The sequence below is a fragment of the Caulobacter sp. CCUG 60055 genome (assembly GCF_022750545.1).
Lineage (GTDB): Bacteria > Pseudomonadota > Alphaproteobacteria > Caulobacterales > Caulobacteraceae > PUIC01.
In genome coordinates, this window is record NZ_PUIC01000002.1 from 124,747 (window position 1) to 143,929 (window position 19,183).

A 19,183-nucleotide genomic window follows, 5' to 3' on the forward strand; every position below is an offset into this window, starting at 1 on the left:
GCTCGTGCGCTCAACCTATACATTCCGTCTCGGAAAGCAGCCCCCAGCCTCGGTCGAAACGCCTGAAGGGGCGGATCGTTTCGCCGGAGCGAAAGGAATTCGCGGCGTCGTGCCAAGGGCGGGGTTCGGGGTTATGGTGTGCGGCGCGGTTTCCGTCAGCGGCCTTGGAGGTCGGTCGTGTCCGTCTACGAAGACTCGATGATCTCGGCGATCTATGACGGCATGACCGACGTCGCCGCCTGGAACGGCGTCACCCGGCGGTTGGTCGAGGCCACGGGGTCGGTGGCCGGCGGCCTCTATTTCCGCTCGCCGAGCGGGACCGCGTACGTCGCCGCCGTGCACAATGTCGATCCGCACTACGACAGCCTCTATTTCACCCGCTACGCCAGGACCTGTCCGCTGGCCCGCGCCGCGGCGGCCCACATGCCGGGACAGGTCCGCACCGGCGCCTTCATCACCCGCACCGCGGCCTACCAGGCCTCGGCCTATTTCAACGAATGGGCCAAGCCTCAGGACTGGCACGACGTGGTGGCGGTGGGCCTGTCGCGCACCGAGGACGGGATCGGCCTGCTCAACCTCTGGCGGCCGCGCTGCGCGCTGGAGCCGACGGCGGCGGATATCGGCCTGATCCGCGAGGCGACGCCGCACCTGGCCAGGGCCTTGAAGATCCGGGCGTTGCTCGAGCGCGAGCGCGGGCTCCACGAAAGCCTCAGCCAGGCTGTGCACCGCGCCGGGTTCGGGCTGGCGCTGCTCGACGCCGGCCGCAAGCTGGTCTTCGCCAATCCCTGCGCCGAACGCATCCTGCGCGAGGAGGCGGGGCTCAAGCTGGTGAGCGGGCGGCTGCGCGTGTGTTCGGACGCCGAGAATACGCGCCTCGATCTCGCTCTCGACGAAGGCGAGGGCGGCCTGGCGAGGGGAGGCATGCTGCGCATCTCCCGCGGCGAGGGGATTGGCCCGCTTGTCGGCCACGTGGTGCCGCTGGGAGCGACGGGCGGCGCCGGACTGCACGAGGTCGGCCGCGCCGTCGCCGCGATCTTCCTGATCGAGCCCGACGCCGACTTCGCCGACCGCGGCGAGGTGTTCGCCCGCCGCTACGGCCTGACGCGCGGCGAGCAGCGCATGCTGCTCGAAATCATCCGCGGCGACGGCGTGCCGGCGGCGGCCGAGGCGCTGGGCGTCAAGGAGGTGACGGCCCGGGTCCACCTGACGCGCATCTTCCTGAAGACCGAGACCCAAAGACAGACCGAGCTGGTTCGGCTGTTCTTCCAGACCACGCTGCCGCCGCGCCGCGCCTGACGCCGCCGGGGCCGACGTCATAGATTCCTATAATGCGGGGCCGCGGAAGCGGCCGTTAGCCTCCGTCCCCAGACTTGGTGACTTTGGGGATCAAGATGGCTTTCAGAACACGGGCGTCGTCGCGACGCCTCGGCCAGGGCCTGTCCATGGGCCTGGCGATCACGGCGCTGTCGTGCGCGGGGCAGGCGTGGGCGCAGTATGCTCCGGCCGGATCGAACGGCGTCGCTTCCGGCGCGGGCGCGCTGGCCGTCGGGGCTGGCCCCGGCGCCAACCCGGCCACGGCGTCGGGCCCCAACAGCACGGCGCTCGGCGCGGGAGCCGCCGCGGCGGGCGCCAACGGCACGGCCACCGGCTACAACAGCTCGGCCAACGCCCAGAACGGCACGGCCACCGGCGAGAGCAGCATAGCCGGCGGGGCGGGGACGGCCACCGGAGCCGACGCGCGCGCCACCGGCCAGGCCAGCACCGCCACCGGCGTCAGCAGCCGCGCCCTGGGCTCGTCCAGCACCGCGACCGGCGTGAGCGCCGTCGCGACCCAGCAGGGTTCCACCGCGACGGGCGGCGGCGCCTACGCCTCGGGCCTCAACGCCGCGGCCTATGGCTTCAACGCCAAGGCGGCCGCCGACAACACGGTGGCCGTGGGCGCCAACAGCACGGTCAATGGCGACAGCGGCGTCGCGGTCGGCGCCAACACCGCCGCCGGTCCCAGCGGTTCGGCGTTCGGCGTCGGCTCCGCGTCGAACGGACAATACAGCGCAGCGTTGGGCGGCTACGCCCAGGCGAGCGCCGACTACGCGGCGGCGATCGGCTTCAACAGCAGCGCCTCGGGCAATTCCAGCGTCGCCCTGGGCTCGCTGAGCGCGGCCAGCAGCGCGGCGTCCTCGGCGATAGGGGCCAGCGCCAACGCCTCCGGGTTCGGCAGCGCCGCCATCGGCTTCCAGAGCACGGCGACGGGGGCCTACGGCGTGGCGGTGGGCATGAACAGCGCCGCTACGGGAGCCTCGAGCACCGCGCTCGGTTCCGCAGCCTCGGCCTCGGCCAACAGCGCCGTGGCCCTTGGCGTCAACAGCAAGGCCGCCGCCGCCTACAGCACCGCCCTCGGCGCCAACGCCTACGCCGCCGGCCAGAGCGCCACGGCGGTCGGCGTCGGCAGCAGTGTCCAGGGAGCGGTCGGCGCGGCCTATGGCGCGGGGAGCGTGGTCAACGCCGACCGGGGCGTGGCGATCGGCGTGCTGGGCGCGGCGACGGCGGCCGACGCCACCGCCGTCGGTTACAGCGCCAGCGTCAACCAGGCCGGCGGCGTCGCTCTCGGGTCCGGGGCCGCCGCCCAGGCGGCGAACGGGGTGGCCTTGGGCATGGGCGCCAGCGTGCAGACGAACGCCGCCAACAGCGTCGCCCTCGGCCAGGGCTCCGTCGCCTCCGAGGCGAATACGGTCTCCGTGGGCTCCAGCACGGCCCAGAGACGCCTGGCCAACCTCGCCGACGGGGTCAACGCCACGGACGCCGTCACGCTGCGGCAGGCCCAGGCCCAGGCCGCCCAGACCCTGAGCCAGGCCAACGCCTACACCGATAGCCGGATCGGGGCGCTCAGCGACGACTTCGAGCACCAGATCGGCTCGATCCGCGACCGGCTGGACGGCGTCGGGGCCATGAGCGCGGCCCAGGCGGCGATGGCGATGAACGCCGCCGGACAGGGGGCGAACCTGCACGACCGGCTGCTGGTCGGCCTCGGGGCCTACCGGTCCGGTGGCGCGCTCGCGGTGGGATACAGCCACAGCTTCGACGACCGGCGGGCGTTCAGCCTCAGCGCGGCGACCTCGGGTCACGAGGCGATGGGCGGCATGAGTTTCGGTTTCGCCTGGTAGGCGCGGCCGGTTGGCGACAAGACATCGAGGGAGTGGAAGACATGAGCGATTTCCTGAAATCCGGCGGCCTGCGAGTCTTGGCCGTCCTGACGTTGGCCGCCGCCGGCGGCGCGGCGGCGGCCCAGCCCCAGCCGAGTTCCGGGCGCACCTACGGACCGGTCCAGAGGCCGCTTCCGGGCGCCCAGCCGTCGATCTGCGCGGCGGGCTTCGCAGCCGATCCGGCCCGGTTCTCGAACAACCAGACCGGCTATGTCTGCTCCCGGGCGGCCCAGCCGCTGTGCGCGCCAGGGCTGCAGGCTTTCGATTTTCGGGTCAACGGGCGGACCCTGACCTATCATTGCGCCGCGGCGCCGAGCTGAAGCCGGCCATGTCATCCGAAAGGCGTACCTCATGCGACGGACGGCGACGCCCCAGACGCTGATCTCGCGGCTGGCGATGGCCGCCGTCCTGGTCGGCCTCGCCGTCCCGCTGGCCATCCTGATGGTTTTCGAGGGGCGCTGGGGCGTAGCGGGCGCGAGCTTCGGCGCGGCGGCGCGCGCGGCGACGCCGGGGCTCTACGGACTGTTCCTCTATGTCCAGGCCCTGGGACTGGGGTGGCTGTGCGGCGCGGCCTGGGGCGTCGTCGTCCCGGCCAGGGCGGCGGGCCCGATATGGCCGACGGTCCTCTTCGTTCTGCGGCTGTCCGCCGCCGCCGGCTTCGTCGCGATGGGCGTCTGGGCGGGCTTCGACCTGGCGCGCCAGATGGGACGTGTCGTCACGGCCTTCGACGGCGTCGAGCGGCTGTTGTGCTCCGGACTGTTCGTCGTCCTGTTCGGACTGGGCGGGGGGGCGGCGGCCGTCTTCGCCGGGTTCCTGGCTCCGCCTGGCCTGGCCCGGGCCGCCGGACGGATGCTCGGGCGTCGAGCCGCCGGCGCCGACGACGGAAGGAGAGGGCCATGAGGAGGCTGACCGTCGGCCTGATCTGCGCGCTCGTCTTGCCCGGGCTTGCGTCGCGCGCCGGGGGCGCGCCGTCGAACCCGGCCGGTCCCAGCTTCGACTGCGCCAGGGCCGTCCACGCGACCGACCGGTTGATCTGCGCCGACCCCGGCCTCGCCGCCGCCGACCGTTCCCTGGCCGCGGCGTTCCAGGCCGCGCTCGACATGGCGCCCGACTATCCCACCCAGACCCGGATGCGCGACGCCCAGCGCGCCTGGCTGGCCGACCGCGACCGGCGATGCGTGGGAGCGGCCGATCCCGGCCGGGCCGTCGACGCCGGCCTCGCCAGGACATGCCTCGCCAGGGCCTACGCGGATCGCCGCTCGGCCGTGGAGCGGGGCGAGACCATACCGCCGCTGGAGACCGCGCCCGGCGTGACCATTCTGGCGATGGACGAGGGGGTGTTGGACAAGGCCCTGGCCGCGCACCGCCGCGAGCTGAGCTTCTACGGCGGGCGCTTTTCCCCCGACGGCCGCTTCTACGCCTTCGTGGCGGGCTGGCCGCAGGACGGCTACGCCGGCGCCCAGGTCTGGCTCTACGAAATGGGCGCGCGACGCCTGGTCGCCGCGACGCCCCCCGAAACCGCCAGGATCCGACGCATGGGCTTCGAGGCCGACGACGTGCTGTACGTCGAAGGCGAGCGGACGCTCGCAGCGCGCGACGGCGGTTTTCGCATCGCCGCCACCCTGGCCGGCGGTCGATCGGTCGCGACCGTTCCCCAGGGCGTGCTCAAGCCGCTGCCGCCCGAGGACTATGCGGCCGGGCGCGTCGAGGCCAACGCCCAGTACGTCGTCGCCGCCAGGCAAGCGGGCGACGCCTTCGAACTGACCATGCGTCGCAAGGGGGAGCGCAAGGGTACGCTGGTGCGCAGCGCCTTCGATTCGACCGTGCTGTACTTCGCCTTCGACCCGCTGCGGTCGCTGCTCTATTATTCCGGCCACGAGAGTGCGACGGCCGATCAGCGGCAGGCGGTGTCCGGCGTGGTGGTCTACGACCTGAAGACCACGCAGCGGACGGTGATCCCCGCCAGCATCCTGGGCGGGCTCGACGCCATCACGCCGGACGGCCGGGTGATCGCCTATGCCGCAGACGCCTGCCGGCTCGGCGCGGGCGGCGCGGGCGTGGCCCATAACTGCTTCCTCGTCCTGCGATAGATAGGAGCCGACCAATGAGGTTCGCCGCGATGGGTTCGATCTGCGGAGCGATGCTGGCGACGCTGGCGTCATCCGCCGCCATGGGAGCGCCGCCGGCGGATCTGCCGGCCCTGTTCGGCTCGCGCGTGCAGCCCGCCGCCGGTTTCGCGGCTCCGGCGGCGACGGGCGACCTGGATGGCGACGGGATTCCCGACCAGATCTATCTGGTGACCATCCGCCCGGCGTCCGCCCATGCGGTATTCGCACCGGGCGTGAGCGTGGTCGGGACCGTGTTCGGCCAGGTCCCCCTGGGCTCCCACGGCGAAAAACTGGCCCTCGCCGTCGTGCAGCGAAACGGCGCGGTGAAGACCATCCTGACGGGACGCGTGGGCGCGGGGGACGACGAGGACGTCTTCGCCACGCCGATCTGGAGCAGCCGGCCGGCCCCCATATCCCTGGTCAAGCGCGGCTCCAAGGCCTTCGCCCGGTTCCAGCGCCAGGACAGGGCGATCCGCCACGACGTCCTCGCCGTCGGCACGGAAGCCGGCATCGACATGGCGCTCTACTGGAATGCAGGAAAGTTCGCCCTCCTCCGCCCCAACGAGGAGCCGTGAAGGCGGCGGGGCGGACTGAAGCGCGAGACCGACGGACGGCTGGCGAGCACCCGGCCCGCCGACCGCCGTCGGTCTGCGCGACGGCTAGAACTTCTTCTCGATCTGGATGAAGGCGCGACGCCCAAGCAGGTCGTAGCTGTTCAGGGCCGAGACGCCGACGCGGAAGTTGCCGGTGGATACGGCTGGCGGCGACTCGTCGAACAGGTTCTGGACGCCGACATAAAGGGTGGTGTTGCCGAAGTCCTTTTTCATGGACACCGTGTGGTACATCACCGGTTCCGTATGCAGCTTCCTATAATAGCCGTTGGGATGATCCGCGTCCGGCGGCGAGAACTCGCCGGTTTCGCTGTAGCGGCCGTCAGACGTCCTGCCGATGAAGTTGAAGCTCCAGAAGAAAGTATAGTCGCCCTTCTTCAGGCTGACGTTCGTGGCGTTCGAGAACTGCGGGTTGGAAGCCGTGCCCGCATAGTCCGACAACGGCTCGCCGTTGAGGGATTGGGACGCCTCGAGCTGCCAGGTGAACTGCGACGAGATGGCGAGCGTGCCGAAGCGCAGTTGATGGCGATAGTCGGCCTGGACGTCGATGCCGCGGATCTTCTGGCGGGCGATGTTCAGGTAGCTGTCGTTGATCGTCAGAAGGTCATGCGAGTTCGGATCGCGCGTGAACAGGACGCAGAACGGACCGGCGTTCACGGCGGCGTAGCAGGAGTTGAGGATGTTCTGGGCGCCGAACCGGCTGACTTCGTCGCGGACGTCGAAGTTGAAATAGTCGAGCGCGACCTTCAGATCGACATAGCTGGGCGTCCAGACCACGCCGACCGAATAGGCCTTTGAGGTCTCTGGATCGAGTTTGGAGCCGCCGCCGGTGGTGACGGTGGGCGTCGCGGTGTAGCCGCCGTAGTCGTCGGGAATGCCGGCGGCGGCGCAGCGCGCGCGCAGTGTTGCGTTGGCCGAATTGCCCCAACGGGCGCAGGGGTCGACGCCGTTGAAAAAGCCGGTCTGGTCGGCGAGATAGTGCTCGAATAGGGCCGGGGCCCGGAACGAGGTGCCATAGGTGCCCCGCAGCCGGAACTCGGAGTTGATCGCCCAGTCCAGACCGACCTTGTAGGTGCCGTTGGTGCCGTAGGTGTCATAGTTGGACAAGCGGCCCGACAAGGACAGGTCAATCGACTTGGCGAGGAAGCGGTTCCGGATCAGCGGGGCCAGGATCTCCGCATAGCCTTCCCAGACCGATTCCGACCCCTTGGTGATGCCCGAGGTCGTCAGGCCCCAGTAGTTGCGGTTGCGGGCGTTGAAGCCTGGCTTGTCGTCGATGCTGTCGTGCTTGAAATAGACGCCGGCGGCGACGCCCAGCGGGCCGGCCGGCAGCTTGAAGGCGTCGCCGGTGATGTTGAACTCGACGGCGTGTTGCAGATAGGTGGTCTCGCCCTGCTCGCGACCGAACAGGAAGGCCCGTTCCTGGGCGGTGAACTGCCCGCTCAACACGCGCGGGTCGAGCCAGGGAATGGCGACGCAGGATGCAGGCGAGCTGGTCAGCAGGGCCGGGTTGCAGGCTAGGCCGTTGGAAACCTGGTTGCCGGCGTCGTCGATCCCGGTCGCCGCCGTCACCCGATCCTTGTAGACGAAGTCGCCGTCATAGGTCCCTCGGCTGGCCGACAGCTGATAGTAGCCGTCCCACTTGAAGCCGTCGAGGAAGCCCAGGCCGCGGACGTCGCCCTTCAAGCCGAACACGGCATGGGCGTAGGCGACGTCGGTCGAACTCTTGCCCAGTTGCGCGATGATCGGGGTGACGGTGCCATCTGTTAGACCGCCAACCTTCGTGGCCGCCTTTATTAGACCCGCAGCCATGGTGTTGGTGGGATTGTTGGGGTCGAGATCCGGGAATAGTTGGAAAACTCGAGCGTTGCTGGTTTTCCGATCATTGAGCAGAATCTCGGTGTAGACTTGAAGATCGGGTTTGAGATCGTACCCAGCCGAGAACATGCCGGTGAACAGGGTGCGGGGCGATATAATCGTCCCGCGACCGTCGAGCGGCGAGGTGGTGTTGGCGTAAGGGCGCGTGCTCGGGGTTCCATACCGCGCCGCTCGTACCCAATCCGGAAGATCTTGGCGGAGTCCAAGAGCGCCGGCGGGATAGTTAGGGTATTTAGAGAGGGTGGGGTCGTATTGAAAGAACCCCCCGAAGACATACTTCGATGCTACAGCATTATTATATTCGTTGATGCACTGATAATTTCCGTTCGCATCCTTGAAATCTAGCCTGTCGCCCGTTTGTTTGTTGAATATATAGTCCGCATCGCAAGCGGTGAATTTTCTCTGGCCTTTGTTAAGTCCTTTCTGGTCATCGAAGCTCAAGGCTGCGGATATGTAGCCCTTGTCGAAGGTTTTTCCATAGGTGGCGGCGAGCTTGTACTCATCGCCTCCGGATTTGAACGGCACGTCGGCATAGGCCATCAGCCGCAGGCCGTCGGCGTTTCTCTTGGTGAAATAGTTCACCACCCCGGCGACGGCGTCCGACCCATAGATAGACGAGGCCCCATCCTTCAGGATCTCGATGTGGTCGAACAGCATGTCCGGCAGGACGTTCAGGTCCACCGGACCGACAGTGCCGCCCACGCCGGCCGGGCCGAGGCGCCGTCCATTGAGCAGCACCAGCGTGCGCTGGGCGCCGAGGCCGCGCAGGCCCAGGGTCTGCACCCCGGGGCCGCCGGTGACGACATAGTTGCCGAGCAGGCCGTTGATCTGCTGCGACGTCGCGGCGATGGGCAGGGTCTGCAGCAGGTCGGCCGCCGAGGCCAGGCCCTGAAGGTTGGCGGTTTCGCTGGTGATCACGGTCACCGGCGACGCGCTGGTGTAGTCGGAGCGGCGAATCCGCGAACCGGTGACCACCAGTTCCTCGACGGCGCCGGCCGTGTCGGCCTTCGCCTTTGGCTTTTCGGCCTGCGACGCCTGGGTTTGAGGCGGGCTTGAACTCGCCGTTTGCGCTTGCGCCCCCTCGGTGAAGGTGAAAATGCAACCTAAAATTGCGGTCGAGCTCAGCAAAAGCTGTCGTGCACGAAACATGTTGTTGATAGCCCCCAAAGACATGCGTCCTCGGCCCGGCTCTTACACAGGGCCGATCGCTCGTTAAGCGACACAAACACTCGGTGCGAGGCGTACTGTTACATTGCCTGTAAGTAACTGTTACCCAGGTGAAATTATTTTGCAACTAGTCGTTGACGCGCAAGTCGGCGCCTCTGAAGCTGCGGTCGTCATGGCGTGGCCGGCCTAGGGGCGCCGCCACGCTCAAGGGTCACCGCGAACAGTGGAGGGGCGGTTGTTGCTTGCGAAAAATCACCTGACCAGGGCCCTGGCCGGCGGGCTGCTGGCTGCGGGAGTTTCATCGGCCGCGCTGGCCGCGCCGCCCAGCGCCGAGGATTTCGGCGCGCGTACGCGCATATCCAGCGTCAGTCTGTCGCCCGGCGGCACGCATGTGGCCGCCATCATCGCGGTGAACAACACTACGCCTCGGATCGCGGTGTGGGACACGTCGGACATGACGCGCCCGCCCAAGATCATTCCGGGCAATCCCGATCTTGAATTCCGCTCGGTGCGCTTCCTGAAGGAAGACCGGCTTTGGGTCGGCACGGTTCAGAACTTCGAGGCGGACGGCGGTCGGACCCACGCCTACCGGTCATTGTTGACCGATCCTGGGGGAACGTTCTTCACCACCCTGGCCATACCCAAGCCCGGCGCCGGCAAGGATTATTCCGGCGTCAGCTACGAGGTGCAGAGCAGCATGCGCGGCTTTGGCGGCATGTCGCTGGTCAGCGCGCTGCCCGCCGACCCGGACTATGTCCTGGCCAGCGACGCCGAGACGGGCGACCTCTACAAGGTCAACGTGCACTCCTCGACCGCCAATCTTTCCTACGAGCGCGTTTATAACGGCTCCGACCGCTACACGGCCCCGATCTGGGGATGGGGGATGAAGGAGGTTCGCGCCAGGACGTCGGGCGAATACATCGACGGCAAGCCGACACAGGTGACCCAGATCAAGAACCCGACGACGGGCGCGTGGGAGGCGCATTTCCAGAACCAGGTGGCGGGCCGCGGCGCCTTGGAGGTGCTCAGCTTCACCGAAGACCCGAACGTGGTCCTGATCGCGGCCGACAAGGGCGGCGAGCGGTCGGCGGTCTATCCCTATTCGATCTCCGAGCGGAAATTCGGCGAGCCGCTCTTCGCCCATGGCGTGTTCAGCGCCACGTCGGTGATCCGTTCGCATGATCCGGCCCAAGGCGACGGCCCCTACAAGGGACGGGTGCTCGGGTTCGGCTACGAGGGCGTGACCGGCAACGAGATCTATTGGGTCGACGAGCGCATGGCCGCCGTGGAAGGGGAGCTCAAGAAGGCGCTCGGCGAGAAGGATGCGCCCTTCGTCTGGACCGATCCCGTAGGCGGCAAGCAGATCAAGATGATGGTCCCTGAGAATTTTCAGGTCGCCATCGAGCAGACCAGCAACGACGGCCGGACCCTCATCGTCGAGCGGGAAGGGCCGAAGACCCCGCCAGAGTACTACATCTACATCGAGGGCAAGGGGGTGACGCTGATCGGCCGCTCGCGCCCGCAGATTCAGGCCGATGCGCTCGGCGACACCCGGCTCATCCAGTACGCGGCCCGCGACGGGCTTGAGATTCCCGCCTTCCTGACGACGCCGAACGCCAAGCTGTGGGGCGCGGGGCCCTATCCGGCCATCGTCGTGCCGCACGGCGGCCCCTGGGCGCGCGACTACTGGGGCTGGGACTTCAGCGGCTGGACCCAGTATTTCGCCGCGCGCGGCTATGCGGTCATCCAGCCGCAGTTCCGTGGCAGCACGGGTTGGGGGGCCAAGCTCTGGAAGGCCGGCGACCAGCAGTGGGGGCTGAAGATGTCGGACGACAACGACGACGCCGCCCGCTGGATGATCGCGCAAGGAATCGCCAAGAAGGGGCAGATCGCCTTGCACGGCTACTCATACGGGGGCTTTGCGGCCTTCGCCGCGGGGGTCCGCGGTTCGATCGGGGAGTTCCGGTGCGCGATCGCCGGCGCCGGCGTCGCGGACCTGACCCGGTGGCGCAACTTCATCGGCGACACCCGCTTCGGACGCGACTATCAGGGCGGCACGGTCGCGGGCATGAACCCATGGGATCATGCGGCCGAGACCTCCATCCCGATGATGATCTACCACGGCGACCGCGATCAGCGGGTGCCCATCCGGGAGGGGCAGGGGATGTACGACAAGCTGCGTGCGGCCGGAAAACCGGTTGAGTTCCAGGTCATGAAAGACATGGGCCACACCGCCGACCTCTGGAGCCCGGACAACACCCGCGACGTCCTCAAGGGCGTCGATTCGTTCCTGACCAAGTCCTGCGGTTTCCCATCGCACTAGGGCGTCGCCGGGACGGCTTCCCGATAGCTCCCGGTTTCGGCCGGGAGCCTTGACGAGGCGTTCAGCGCGCCGGCCCGAGCTCGCGGTCAGTCATGTTCGCGCTCGAACTTCGCGAGGTCCTGTTCCAGCCGCCATTGCAGCCGGGCCTTGGGACTGGTGTCCAGAAACCGCGAGCAGGCGGCGTCCGGCGACTTTGCGGGGGCGGGGCACGCCGCAACGGCGGCTCCGCCGACGCGGGATCGCCATAGGCTGGGGCCTGGAATGAAGGCGTACTGCAAGCTGTTGCGGATGATCTCCTTGAGGGCGGGGTAGCGCAGGCCCTGTTCCCGAACCGCGCGCATGTATTCGTTGGTCATGTCGCTGCGAGAAACGCCCTGATCGTCGGTGGACAGAACGACGGGAACGCCTTCGGAGCGATAGAGCGCCAGCGGATGGTCCCGGCCCTTCACGCCGAGGATGGCGGCGTTGCTGGTCAGATTGATCTCGACGGCGATCCCGTCCCGGGCCATGCGCCGCATCAGGTCGCGGGCTTCTGGTTCATAGGCGATCGATACGCCGTGGCCGATCCGGTTCGCCCCCGCGACCGAGACCGCGTCCTGGATATGGAAACGCAGGTCGCGCGGGGCGACGAGGCCGAGCGTCAGTTCTCCGGCATGGAGCGATATCCGCACATCGGGATTGCGGGCCTTGAGGAAGGCCACCATCCGCATGTGCAGCCCATAGTCGCGTATCGAGACCGGATCGTGTTCGGGGCCGGTGAGGTTCACGCCGGCGATCCGGGGATCGGCCTTGGCCAGGGCGAAGCCGAACGCGAGTTCGGCGAAGGCCGTCTTGGGCCACGGATTGCGGCGTGCGGGAATCTGGTAGCGGACCGTCACCGCGCAGGCTGGGTTCGCGGGGAGGATGTCGCACTTCTCGATCGCCGCCGCCTCGGCCTCGTAGCCGTCCAGGGTCCGGCGGGCCTCGGCGACGGCCCTGGGCAGCAGCGGGGCGAGCGCGGCGGACAGGGCGAGGAAATCGGAGCTGTCCTCGGTCGTGGCCGCGAAGGGGTCGAGGATATCCCGCACGGCCGGCGGCATCACCATCACCTCGACATAGGAGACGTTGTTGTAGGCGGCGGCTTCGCGCACCGCGGCGATCTCCTTGCCGATATTGCCGCGCATGGCGGCGCTGAACCCCTCGAACGCCGAGAAGAAGCGATCGTGGCCCGGCGTTTCCGGGTCGCCGACGCCGCTTTCGAGCCCCCGGGTGGAGAGCGCGTCGACCGCCCGACCATAGCGGCTGTGCTCGCGGTCCATGAGTTCGCGCGCGGCGACGCGGCCGGGCGCGTCGCACGGCGGGGCGGCTATGCGATTGGTGTCCGTCGCGATGCATAGGCCGTCGTTCCCGGCCCATCGTAGGAAGTCCTCCGCATAGACCGATCCGCCGACGTGGCTGTGCAGGTCCGCGCCCTTCGGCATGGCCTGAAGGAACATCCTCAGTTGGGGCCCGTCGGCGGCGATGCGATCCAGATAGGCGGCCGTCCGTGCTTCCGCCGTCCGTGGGCCGGGCTTGGCGTCCGCGGCGACGGCGACGGACGGGCCGGCCAACGGCGAGGCGGCGAGGAGCGCGGCCAGGGCGCTTCCGGCGCCTGGCCGTCGACGCCGATCGGTCGGGGCGGCGGTCATGGCGCGCTCGGGGTCTGGTCCGCATAGCGCGTCCAGCCGCTGGCCAGTTCGTGCACCACCTTGCTGCCCACCCGATAGGCCGCCTCATAGGCGGGCAGGCCGTCGCCGGGGTGGGGGGACATCGCCGATTCGAACGTGGTCTGGCCAGGATGCGCCAGCGTGTAGTTCGAGGCCGCCCTGAGCACCATCAGCCGTCCGGCGTTTACGAGCCCCATGCGCTCCAGGCGGGCCATGGCCTCGGCGATCGACGAGTCCTCCATGTCGCTCATCGTGAACGTGGCCTTGCCGTCGGTGAACATCCTGACCCAGTCGCGCGCCCACTGGGTGCCCGCTTCGCCGTGCCAGAAGTGATTGGAGGCGAAGCTGGAGCCGATGCGGACCCTGGGCGGCTGCTGCGCGTTGGGAAAGCCGGTCCAGACCTTGGCCTGCGCCGCGAGCTCCGGGGCGTAGTCCAGCGGAACGGACTTGGTGAGTTCATACGCCCATCGCGTCAGCCCGATGTTCAGGGGGAACACCTGCGCGTATCGGTCGAACGGGCCGTATTCCATTTTCTGGGACGGCATCTCGCCGGCCTTGCTGGACCGCATGGGATAGATTCCGTACGGCCATCCCGCAGGCGCCTCGCGCATGTCCATCGACTTGGCGAGATCGTTGACGACGTAGTCCGCCCAGGCCGCGTCTCCGATCGCGCCGACCTTGGGATCGACGCCGCCGACGCCGGCGACCAGCCAATAGGCCTTCTTGAGGTCGAACCGCCGGTCGAACGCCAGCGCCATCACCGAGGCGCCGGAATTGACCAGCCCCATGCCGGTGACCATCGCCACCACCGAGTGATCCTTGTTGGTCAGCAACGGATGCACGCCGCCGGGAAAGTCGAGCCGTTCGGTCAGATCCTCGCGTTCGGCCCACAGCTGCAGTTCGCCGGGCTTGTCGCCGGTGTCGGCACCGTTCTCGTAGGTCGTGACGACGACCACCTTGACGGGCCAGGGCCGGACGTCGCCGGTCCGCCGGGCTTCCGCCGCCTTGGCCGGGTCCGTCGTCGCGGGCGCGGCCTGCGACGCGGGGGCGAGAAGCCCAGCCAGCCCCAACCCCAGGATCGCGCCGGACAGGGCCCTGCGCGACAAGGCGACGGTCATGAAAGCCTCCGTTGCTCCGCTCCGGAATTCCCGCCAGCCCCGGAAGGCGGTGGCGAGCGAGGGGGCGTCGCCTGTTCGGCGAGGAGCGCCCGACAGTCAACCTCCGGTCCAGCCTAGTTCCGGCGTGCGAAGATATTGCGAAGGCCTGGGCGTCGGCGGGCGACGCCGACCGCTAGGCGTCGACCCGCCGCGCGGCCCGCGCCCGGGCGGGGGCGAGGTCGGCGGCGGCGACGCCGAGGGCCGCGACGTCGTCCGGCGGCGCCAGGCCGCTCGCCAGGGCGGCGGCGACGCGGCTGAGGGCGGGGGCGGTCTGGATGCCGTATCCGCCCTGGCCGACCAGCCAGAAGAAGCCTTCGGCGGTCTCGTCGAAGCCGGCCACCGGCTTGCGGTCGGCCGTGAAGGTGCGCAGGCCCGCCCAGCGGTGACGGACGCGGCGGACCTGCAGGGTCGTCGCCTGTTCGACGCGGTCGACGGCGATGGCCACGTCCATCTCGTCGGGCTGGGCGTCGCAGGGCGCGCTCGGCGTCTCGTCGGCGGGCGAGAGCAGCAGCAGGCCGGCGTCGGGCTTGAAATAGAACTGTTCCTCGACGTCGATGACCAGCGGCCATGAGTCCACCGCCACGCCGGCGGGAGGATCGACCAGGACCGCCGTGCGCCGCTTGGGCTCGACGCCGATCGGCGCGACCCCGGCCAGCGCCGCGACCTCGTCGGCCCAGGCGCCCGCCGCGTTGATCAGGACGGGGGCCTCGAACACGCCGCCGCCGGTGCGCAGCCGCCAGTGGTCGCCGACCCGTTCGCAGGCTTCGATGCTGACGTCGCAGGCCAGCGTCCCGCCGTTGGCGCGGAACCAGCGCAGATAACCGCCATGCAGGAGATCGACCTCGATGTCGCTGGCCTCGGGCTCGTAGACGCCCTGGGCGATATAGTCCTGGCGGAGCAGGGGACACATGGCCAGGGCCTGCGCCGCGTCGACGCGGCGGGTCAGGGGCGCGACGTCGTCCAGATTGGCGAAGGCCTCCAGGGCCGCCGCCTGCGCCGCGCTGGCGACGAATAGGCTTCCGCGCGGGCGCAGCAGGGCGCTTTCCGCGAAGCCCTGCGGCGGCGACAGGAAGAACGGGCGGCTGGCGCGGCTGAGGGCGCGAATGAGGTCGCCGCCGTAGATGGCCGAGTAGAGCGCGGCCGAGCGGCCGGTGGCGTGATAGCCGGGACGGGACTCGCGCTCCAGCAGCGCGACCCGGTGCGTCCGCGACAGCTCGGCGGCGACGCCCGCGCCCGCGACGCCGGCTCCCACCACGATGACGTCGAGCGACGAGGATTGCGTCATGCATCAAGCTCCTGGCCGCGCTGGGCGCGCGGCGACGAAAGGCGTTAGAGAGGTTCTGTTATGATGGTCAATCATTTTTTCCAATAAGAAATTTTATTGAAACCGCCCTTCCGGAGTTTCAAGCGCTGGGAGACGGCCTGTCCAGGCGGTGAGGCGCTCGCCGCGTCCGGAAGATGGGGCTTCGCGCGTCTATGACCTGGAGCCTTTCGCCCCGGTCGGGCCGTGGACGAGGGGATTCGACGCTCATGCGGCCGCCGCCGATATTTCGTATGATCGTATCTGTCATATACTGAAACGGTCGCCCACGGCGGGCGGCGCCGGAAATGGAAGCTGCATGCCTGACAAGATCGAGGACCCGACCGCGGCGCGGAGCGAGCGGGCGTCGGCCCCGCCGCACCTGAGGCGTCTGGGCGAGGCGCTGAAGCAGCTTCGCAAGCGCAAGGGCTGGACCCTCGCCGAGGTGTCCCGCCGGTCGGGCCTGTCGATCTCGGCCTTGTCCAAGGTGCAGAACGGCCAGATGTCGCTGACCTACGACAAACTGGTCGGCCTCAGCAGCGGCCTGGGCGTCGACGTCACCTATTTCTTCGCCCCAGACGCCGGCGCCGCCGCGATGGCCGGGGCGCCCAACGCCGCCGTGGTCACCGGTCGGCGCAGCGTCCACCGCCTCGGCGACGGCGCGCATATCTCCACCCCGGTCTATGACCACGTCTATCCGGCCTCGGAACTGTCGCACAAGCTGATGGCCCCGATCTTCGCCGACCTGAAGGCGCGCACCCTGGAGGAATTCGGGCCGTTGATGCGCCATCCGGGCGAGGAGTTCACCGCCGTCATCGAGGGGCGCGTCGAGGTCCACACCGAATTCTACGCTCCGGTCGTGCTCGAAAAGGGCGACGCGATCTATATCGACAGCACCATGGCCCACGCCTATCTGGCGGCCGGCGACGGCCCGTGCCGCGTGCTGTCGGTCTGCACATCGTCCGAACACGAGATGAGGACGGTGCTGGTCGGCCATGGCGACGCCGCGACGCCGGGCCTGCGCGTGGCGCGCGGCGACCAAGGGGGCGCCTGAAGCTTAGGAAACGTATTGCGCTTAGTGGATGGAATTTTATAAAAAGAAAATTCCGGAAACCGAGGCATGCGATGATTCCGAGGCCGTACCATTTGTTCCTGGGCGACGTGGCCGACGAGCCGCACGCCAAGACCGCCTTCGGCATTCGCGACTGGCTCCCGGACGAGGCTGTCGGGCAAGCGCGGCTGCCTGGATGCGGGGTCGACCTGGGCCTCGACGAGCTGACGCCGGCCGAAGCCGTCGCCCGCGGCGCGCGGTCGATGCTGATCGGCGTGGCGCCGGTGGGCGGCCAACTGCCGCCGGCGTGGGTTCCCAGCCTGCTGGCGGCGCTCGAAGCCGGGCTCGATCTGGTCAGCGGCCTGCACACCCGCCTGGCCGACATTCCCGAACTGGCCGCCGCCGCCGCCCGGCTGGACCGGCGCCTGCACGACGTGCGCCGGCCGGACCGCGAGTTTCCCGTCGCCAGCGGCCGCAAGCGTTCGGGCAAGCGTCTGCTGACGGTGGGAACCGATTGCGCCCTCGGCAAGAAGTACGCCGCCCTGGCCATCGCCCGCGCCCTGCGCGCGGCCGGCATCGCCGCCGATTTCCGCGCCACCGGCCAGACGGGGATCATGATCGCCGGCCAGGGGGTGGCCATCGACGCCGTAGTGGCCGACTTCATCGCCGGCGCCGCCGAGACCCTGTCGCCGGACGCGGCCGACGACCACTGGGACGTCATCGAGGGGCAGGGCGCCCTGTTCCATCCGGCCTACGCCGGGGTGACGCTGGGGCTGCTGCACGGCTCGCAGCCCGACGCCCTGGTCCTGTGCCACGACCCGCTGCGCACGACCGTCAGCGCCTATCCGGACTATCCGCTGCCGTCGCTGGCGACGGCGATGGAGCGCTATGTCGAGGCCGCCCGGCTGACCAATCCCGCCGCGCGGTTCGTCGGCGTCAGCTTCAACACCTCGCGGATGCAGCCGCAGGCGGCGGCGGATCTGATGGCCCAGGTCGAGGCCGAGCACGGCCTGCCCTGTTTCGACCCCCTGCGCTCGGACCTCGGCGCGCTGGTCGAGCGGGTGAGGGCGCTGTGATGCTGAGCCTGACCGTCGAGACGCGCATCTGGCCGATGCACGAGCCGTTCGGCATTTCGCGCGGGGTGCAGACCGACCAGCCGACCATCGTCGTCACCCTGACCGACGCCGACGGCCGGATCGGCCGGGGCGAGGGGTGCGGCGTGCCCTACGCCGGCGAGACGCCGCAGACGATGACCGCTCAGATCGAGGCCGCGCGGGCGGCCGTCGAGGCGGGGCCTTCGCGCCGGGCGTTGCTGGACGTCCTTCCGGCCGGCGGCGCCCGCTGCGCCATCGACGCGGCCCTGTGGGACCTCGAGGCCTGGCGCGAAGGGCGGTCGGCGTTCGAGGCGGCGGGGGTTGCGGCCCCCGGCGCGGTGAACACGGCCTACACCATCGGCATCCGCGATCTCGAAGGCTATGAGGCCGCCGCCGCCGCCAGGGCCGAGCACGCCCTGCTCAAGGTCAAGGTCGGCGCGGGCGATCCCGTCGCGGCCATCTCGGCGGTGCGGCGCGGCGCGCCCGGATCGGCGCTGATCGTCGATCCCAACCAGGCCTGGTCGCCGGACGACCTGAAGGCCTATGCGCCGGCGCTGGCCGAACTGGGCGTCGTGTTGCTGGAGCAGCCGATCAAGGTCGGCGCCGAGGCGGGCCTCGACGGCTATCGTTGCCCGGTCAAGCTGTGCGCCGACGAGCTGATCAACGGGACGGACGACCTCGACAAGGCCCGTGGCCGGTTCGACGTGATCAACATCAAGCTCGACAAGGCCGGCGGCCTGACCTCGGGCCTGGACTTGGCGGCGGCGGCCAGGGCCATGGGCTTCGAGCTGATGGTCGGCTGCATGGCCGGTTCGTCCCTGTCGATGGCCCCCGCCATGGTGCTGGCCCAGCAGTGCGCCTTCGTCGACCTGGACGGGCCGCTGCTGCAGTCGGTGGATTGGCCCGACGGGCTGGACTATGTCGGCGGGATGGCGCAACCGCCCCGCCCGAGCTTCTGGGGAGGCGTTCGATGAGCGACTTCGGCCATGCCGCGGGTTGAGCCCTTCGCCGATCGCGAGCCCGGCCCGGCGCGCCGGGGATACAAACGCGTCCGCGAGGCGCAGCTGCGTATCCGCAGCCTCTACGAGGCGGCCCGCAAGACCCGCGGCGCCGTCGACCTGATGCTGCAGCATCTCCAGATCGACATCGGCAATTTCCGCCAGCGGATCTCACTGATGAAGGCGCAGGGCTGGGCGCGGACGGTCGGGCTCTATGATCCCGCCCGCTGCGGCGAGCCGGTCCGCGTCGTCTGCCTGGTGGCGTTGCGGCGCGAACGGCCGGACGCCGGCGTGGTCTTCGAGCGCTACTGCGGGTCGGAGCCGGCGATCACCAACGCCGTCTTCGTCAGCGGCCGCTACGACTACCAGCTCACCAGCCATCATCCCTCGACCGAGCTGGCCCTGGCCTGGGCCGAGGAGCTGCGGCGGCGGCCGGAGATCGCCCTGGTGGACCAACGCTTCGCGGAGGTGGTGTTCGGCCACGAGCTGAAGGGGCTGCCCCTGATGTCCGGCCCCGGCCGGCGGGCCGCCCGCAAGTCCCGCCCGGCGTCGAAGCGCGGCGATTCCGGCGGCGTCACCGTCGCCTGAATCCATAGCGCCCATGTGGTATC

15 protein-coding genes are annotated in these 19,183 nt (G+C 69.3%); 11 read left to right on the forward strand and 4 right to left on the reverse strand.

All coding sequences use genetic code 11. From position 1 onward, the window contains the following. The first annotated feature begins 177 nt into the window (after positions 1 to 177). The 6 genes from C5708_RS04395 to C5708_RS04420 all read left to right on the forward strand — a co-directional run bounded on the left by C5708_RS04395 (position 178) and on the right by C5708_RS04420 (position 5,883). The gene (locus C5708_RS04395) at positions 178 to 1,296 is read left to right on the forward strand and encodes a hypothetical protein (protein ID WP_242918268.1); all 1,119 of its coding nucleotides are present in this window, start codon (positions 178 to 180) and stop codon (positions 1,294 to 1,296) included. A gap of 95 nt (positions 1,297 to 1,391) precedes the next feature. Continuing rightward, positions 1,392 to 3,161 carry a YadA-like family protein gene (locus C5708_RS04400; RefSeq protein ID WP_242918270.1) on the forward strand — a complete coding sequence of 590 codons (1,770 nt, stop codon included), beginning with the start codon at positions 1,392 to 1,394 and terminating at the stop codon, positions 3,159 to 3,161. A gap of 41 nt (positions 3,162 to 3,202) precedes the next feature. Then, on the forward strand, positions 3,203 to 3,520 hold the full coding sequence (locus C5708_RS04405; protein WP_242918272.1) for a hypothetical protein: 318 nt from the start codon (positions 3,203 to 3,205) through the stop codon (positions 3,518 to 3,520). A 31-nt stretch (positions 3,521 to 3,551) separates the two neighbouring features. Then, complete coding sequence (locus C5708_RS04410; RefSeq protein WP_242918274.1) at positions 3,552 to 4,100, forward strand: hypothetical protein; 549 nt, start codon at positions 3,552 to 3,554, stop codon at positions 4,098 to 4,100. After that, positions 4,097 to 5,290, forward strand: a complete 1,194-nt coding sequence (locus C5708_RS04415) for a lysozyme inhibitor LprI family protein (RefSeq protein WP_242918276.1) — start codon at positions 4,097 to 4,099, stop codon at positions 5,288 to 5,290. The genes C5708_RS04410 and C5708_RS04415 overlap by 4 nt, the downstream gene beginning before the upstream one ends. 14 nt (positions 5,291 to 5,304) lie before the next feature. Continuing rightward, a complete protein-coding gene (locus tag C5708_RS04420; RefSeq protein WP_242918278.1) occupies positions 5,305 to 5,883 on the forward strand; it encodes a hypothetical protein in 579 nt (192 codons plus the stop codon). A gap of 84 nt (positions 5,884 to 5,967) precedes the next feature. Here the strand turns inward: C5708_RS04420 and C5708_RS04425 are convergent, their stop codons facing one another. Continuing rightward, positions 5,968 to 8,772 (reverse strand): TonB-dependent receptor, encoded by a 2,805-nt coding sequence (locus C5708_RS04425; RefSeq protein ID WP_242918280.1) that lies wholly within the window; start codon positions 8,770 to 8,772, stop codon positions 5,968 to 5,970. A gap of 430 nt (positions 8,773 to 9,202) precedes the next feature. On the opposite strand from C5708_RS04425, the gene C5708_RS04430 reads away from it, so the two are divergent. Next, the gene (locus C5708_RS04430) at positions 9,203 to 11,287 is read left to right on the forward strand and encodes a prolyl oligopeptidase family serine peptidase (RefSeq protein ID WP_242918282.1); all 2,085 of its coding nucleotides are present in this window, start codon (positions 9,203 to 9,205) and stop codon (positions 11,285 to 11,287) included. A gap of 86 nt (positions 11,288 to 11,373) precedes the next feature. On the opposite strand, the gene C5708_RS04435 is transcribed toward C5708_RS04430, so the two are convergent. From C5708_RS04435 to C5708_RS04445, 3 genes are all read right to left on the reverse strand, one after another. Continuing rightward, positions 11,374 to 12,954 (reverse strand): adenosine deaminase, encoded by a 1,581-nt coding sequence (locus C5708_RS04435; RefSeq protein ID WP_242918284.1) that lies wholly within the window; start codon positions 12,952 to 12,954, stop codon positions 11,374 to 11,376. Further along, complete coding sequence (locus C5708_RS04440) at positions 12,951 to 14,090, reverse strand: purine nucleoside permease (RefSeq protein WP_242918286.1); 1,140 nt, start codon at positions 14,088 to 14,090, stop codon at positions 12,951 to 12,953. The genes C5708_RS04435 and C5708_RS04440 overlap by 4 nt, the downstream gene beginning before the upstream one ends. Positions 14,091 to 14,262: 172 nt before the next feature. Continuing rightward, the gene (locus C5708_RS04445) at positions 14,263 to 15,414 is read right to left on the reverse strand and encodes an FAD-binding oxidoreductase (RefSeq protein ID WP_242918287.1); all 1,152 of its coding nucleotides are present in this window, start codon (positions 15,412 to 15,414) and stop codon (positions 14,263 to 14,265) included. Positions 15,415 to 15,748: 334 nt separating this feature from the next. Between C5708_RS04445 and C5708_RS04450 the strand changes: the two genes are divergently transcribed. The 4 genes from C5708_RS04450 (at position 15,749) to C5708_RS04465 (ending at position 19,160) form a co-directional block, all read left to right on the forward strand. Next, on the forward strand, positions 15,749 to 16,483 hold the full coding sequence (locus tag C5708_RS04450; RefSeq protein ID WP_242918289.1) for an XRE family transcriptional regulator: 735 nt from the start codon (positions 15,749 to 15,751) through the stop codon (positions 16,481 to 16,483). Positions 16,484 to 16,554: 71 nt separating this feature from the next. Continuing rightward, on the forward strand, positions 16,555 to 17,556 hold the full coding sequence (locus tag C5708_RS04455) for a DUF1611 domain-containing protein (protein ID WP_242918291.1): 1,002 nt from the start codon (positions 16,555 to 16,557) through the stop codon (positions 17,554 to 17,556). Beyond that, a complete protein-coding gene (locus C5708_RS04460) occupies positions 17,556 to 18,548 on the forward strand; it encodes a dipeptide epimerase (protein ID WP_242918293.1) in 993 nt (330 codons plus the stop codon). Before C5708_RS04455 ends, C5708_RS04460 begins: the two co-directional genes overlap by 1 nt. A 12-nt stretch (positions 18,549 to 18,560) precedes the next feature. Beyond that, positions 18,561 to 19,160, forward strand: a complete 600-nt coding sequence (locus C5708_RS04465) for a hypothetical protein (protein ID WP_242918295.1) — start codon at positions 18,561 to 18,563, stop codon at positions 19,158 to 19,160. Positions 19,161 to 19,183: the final 23 nt, after the last annotated feature.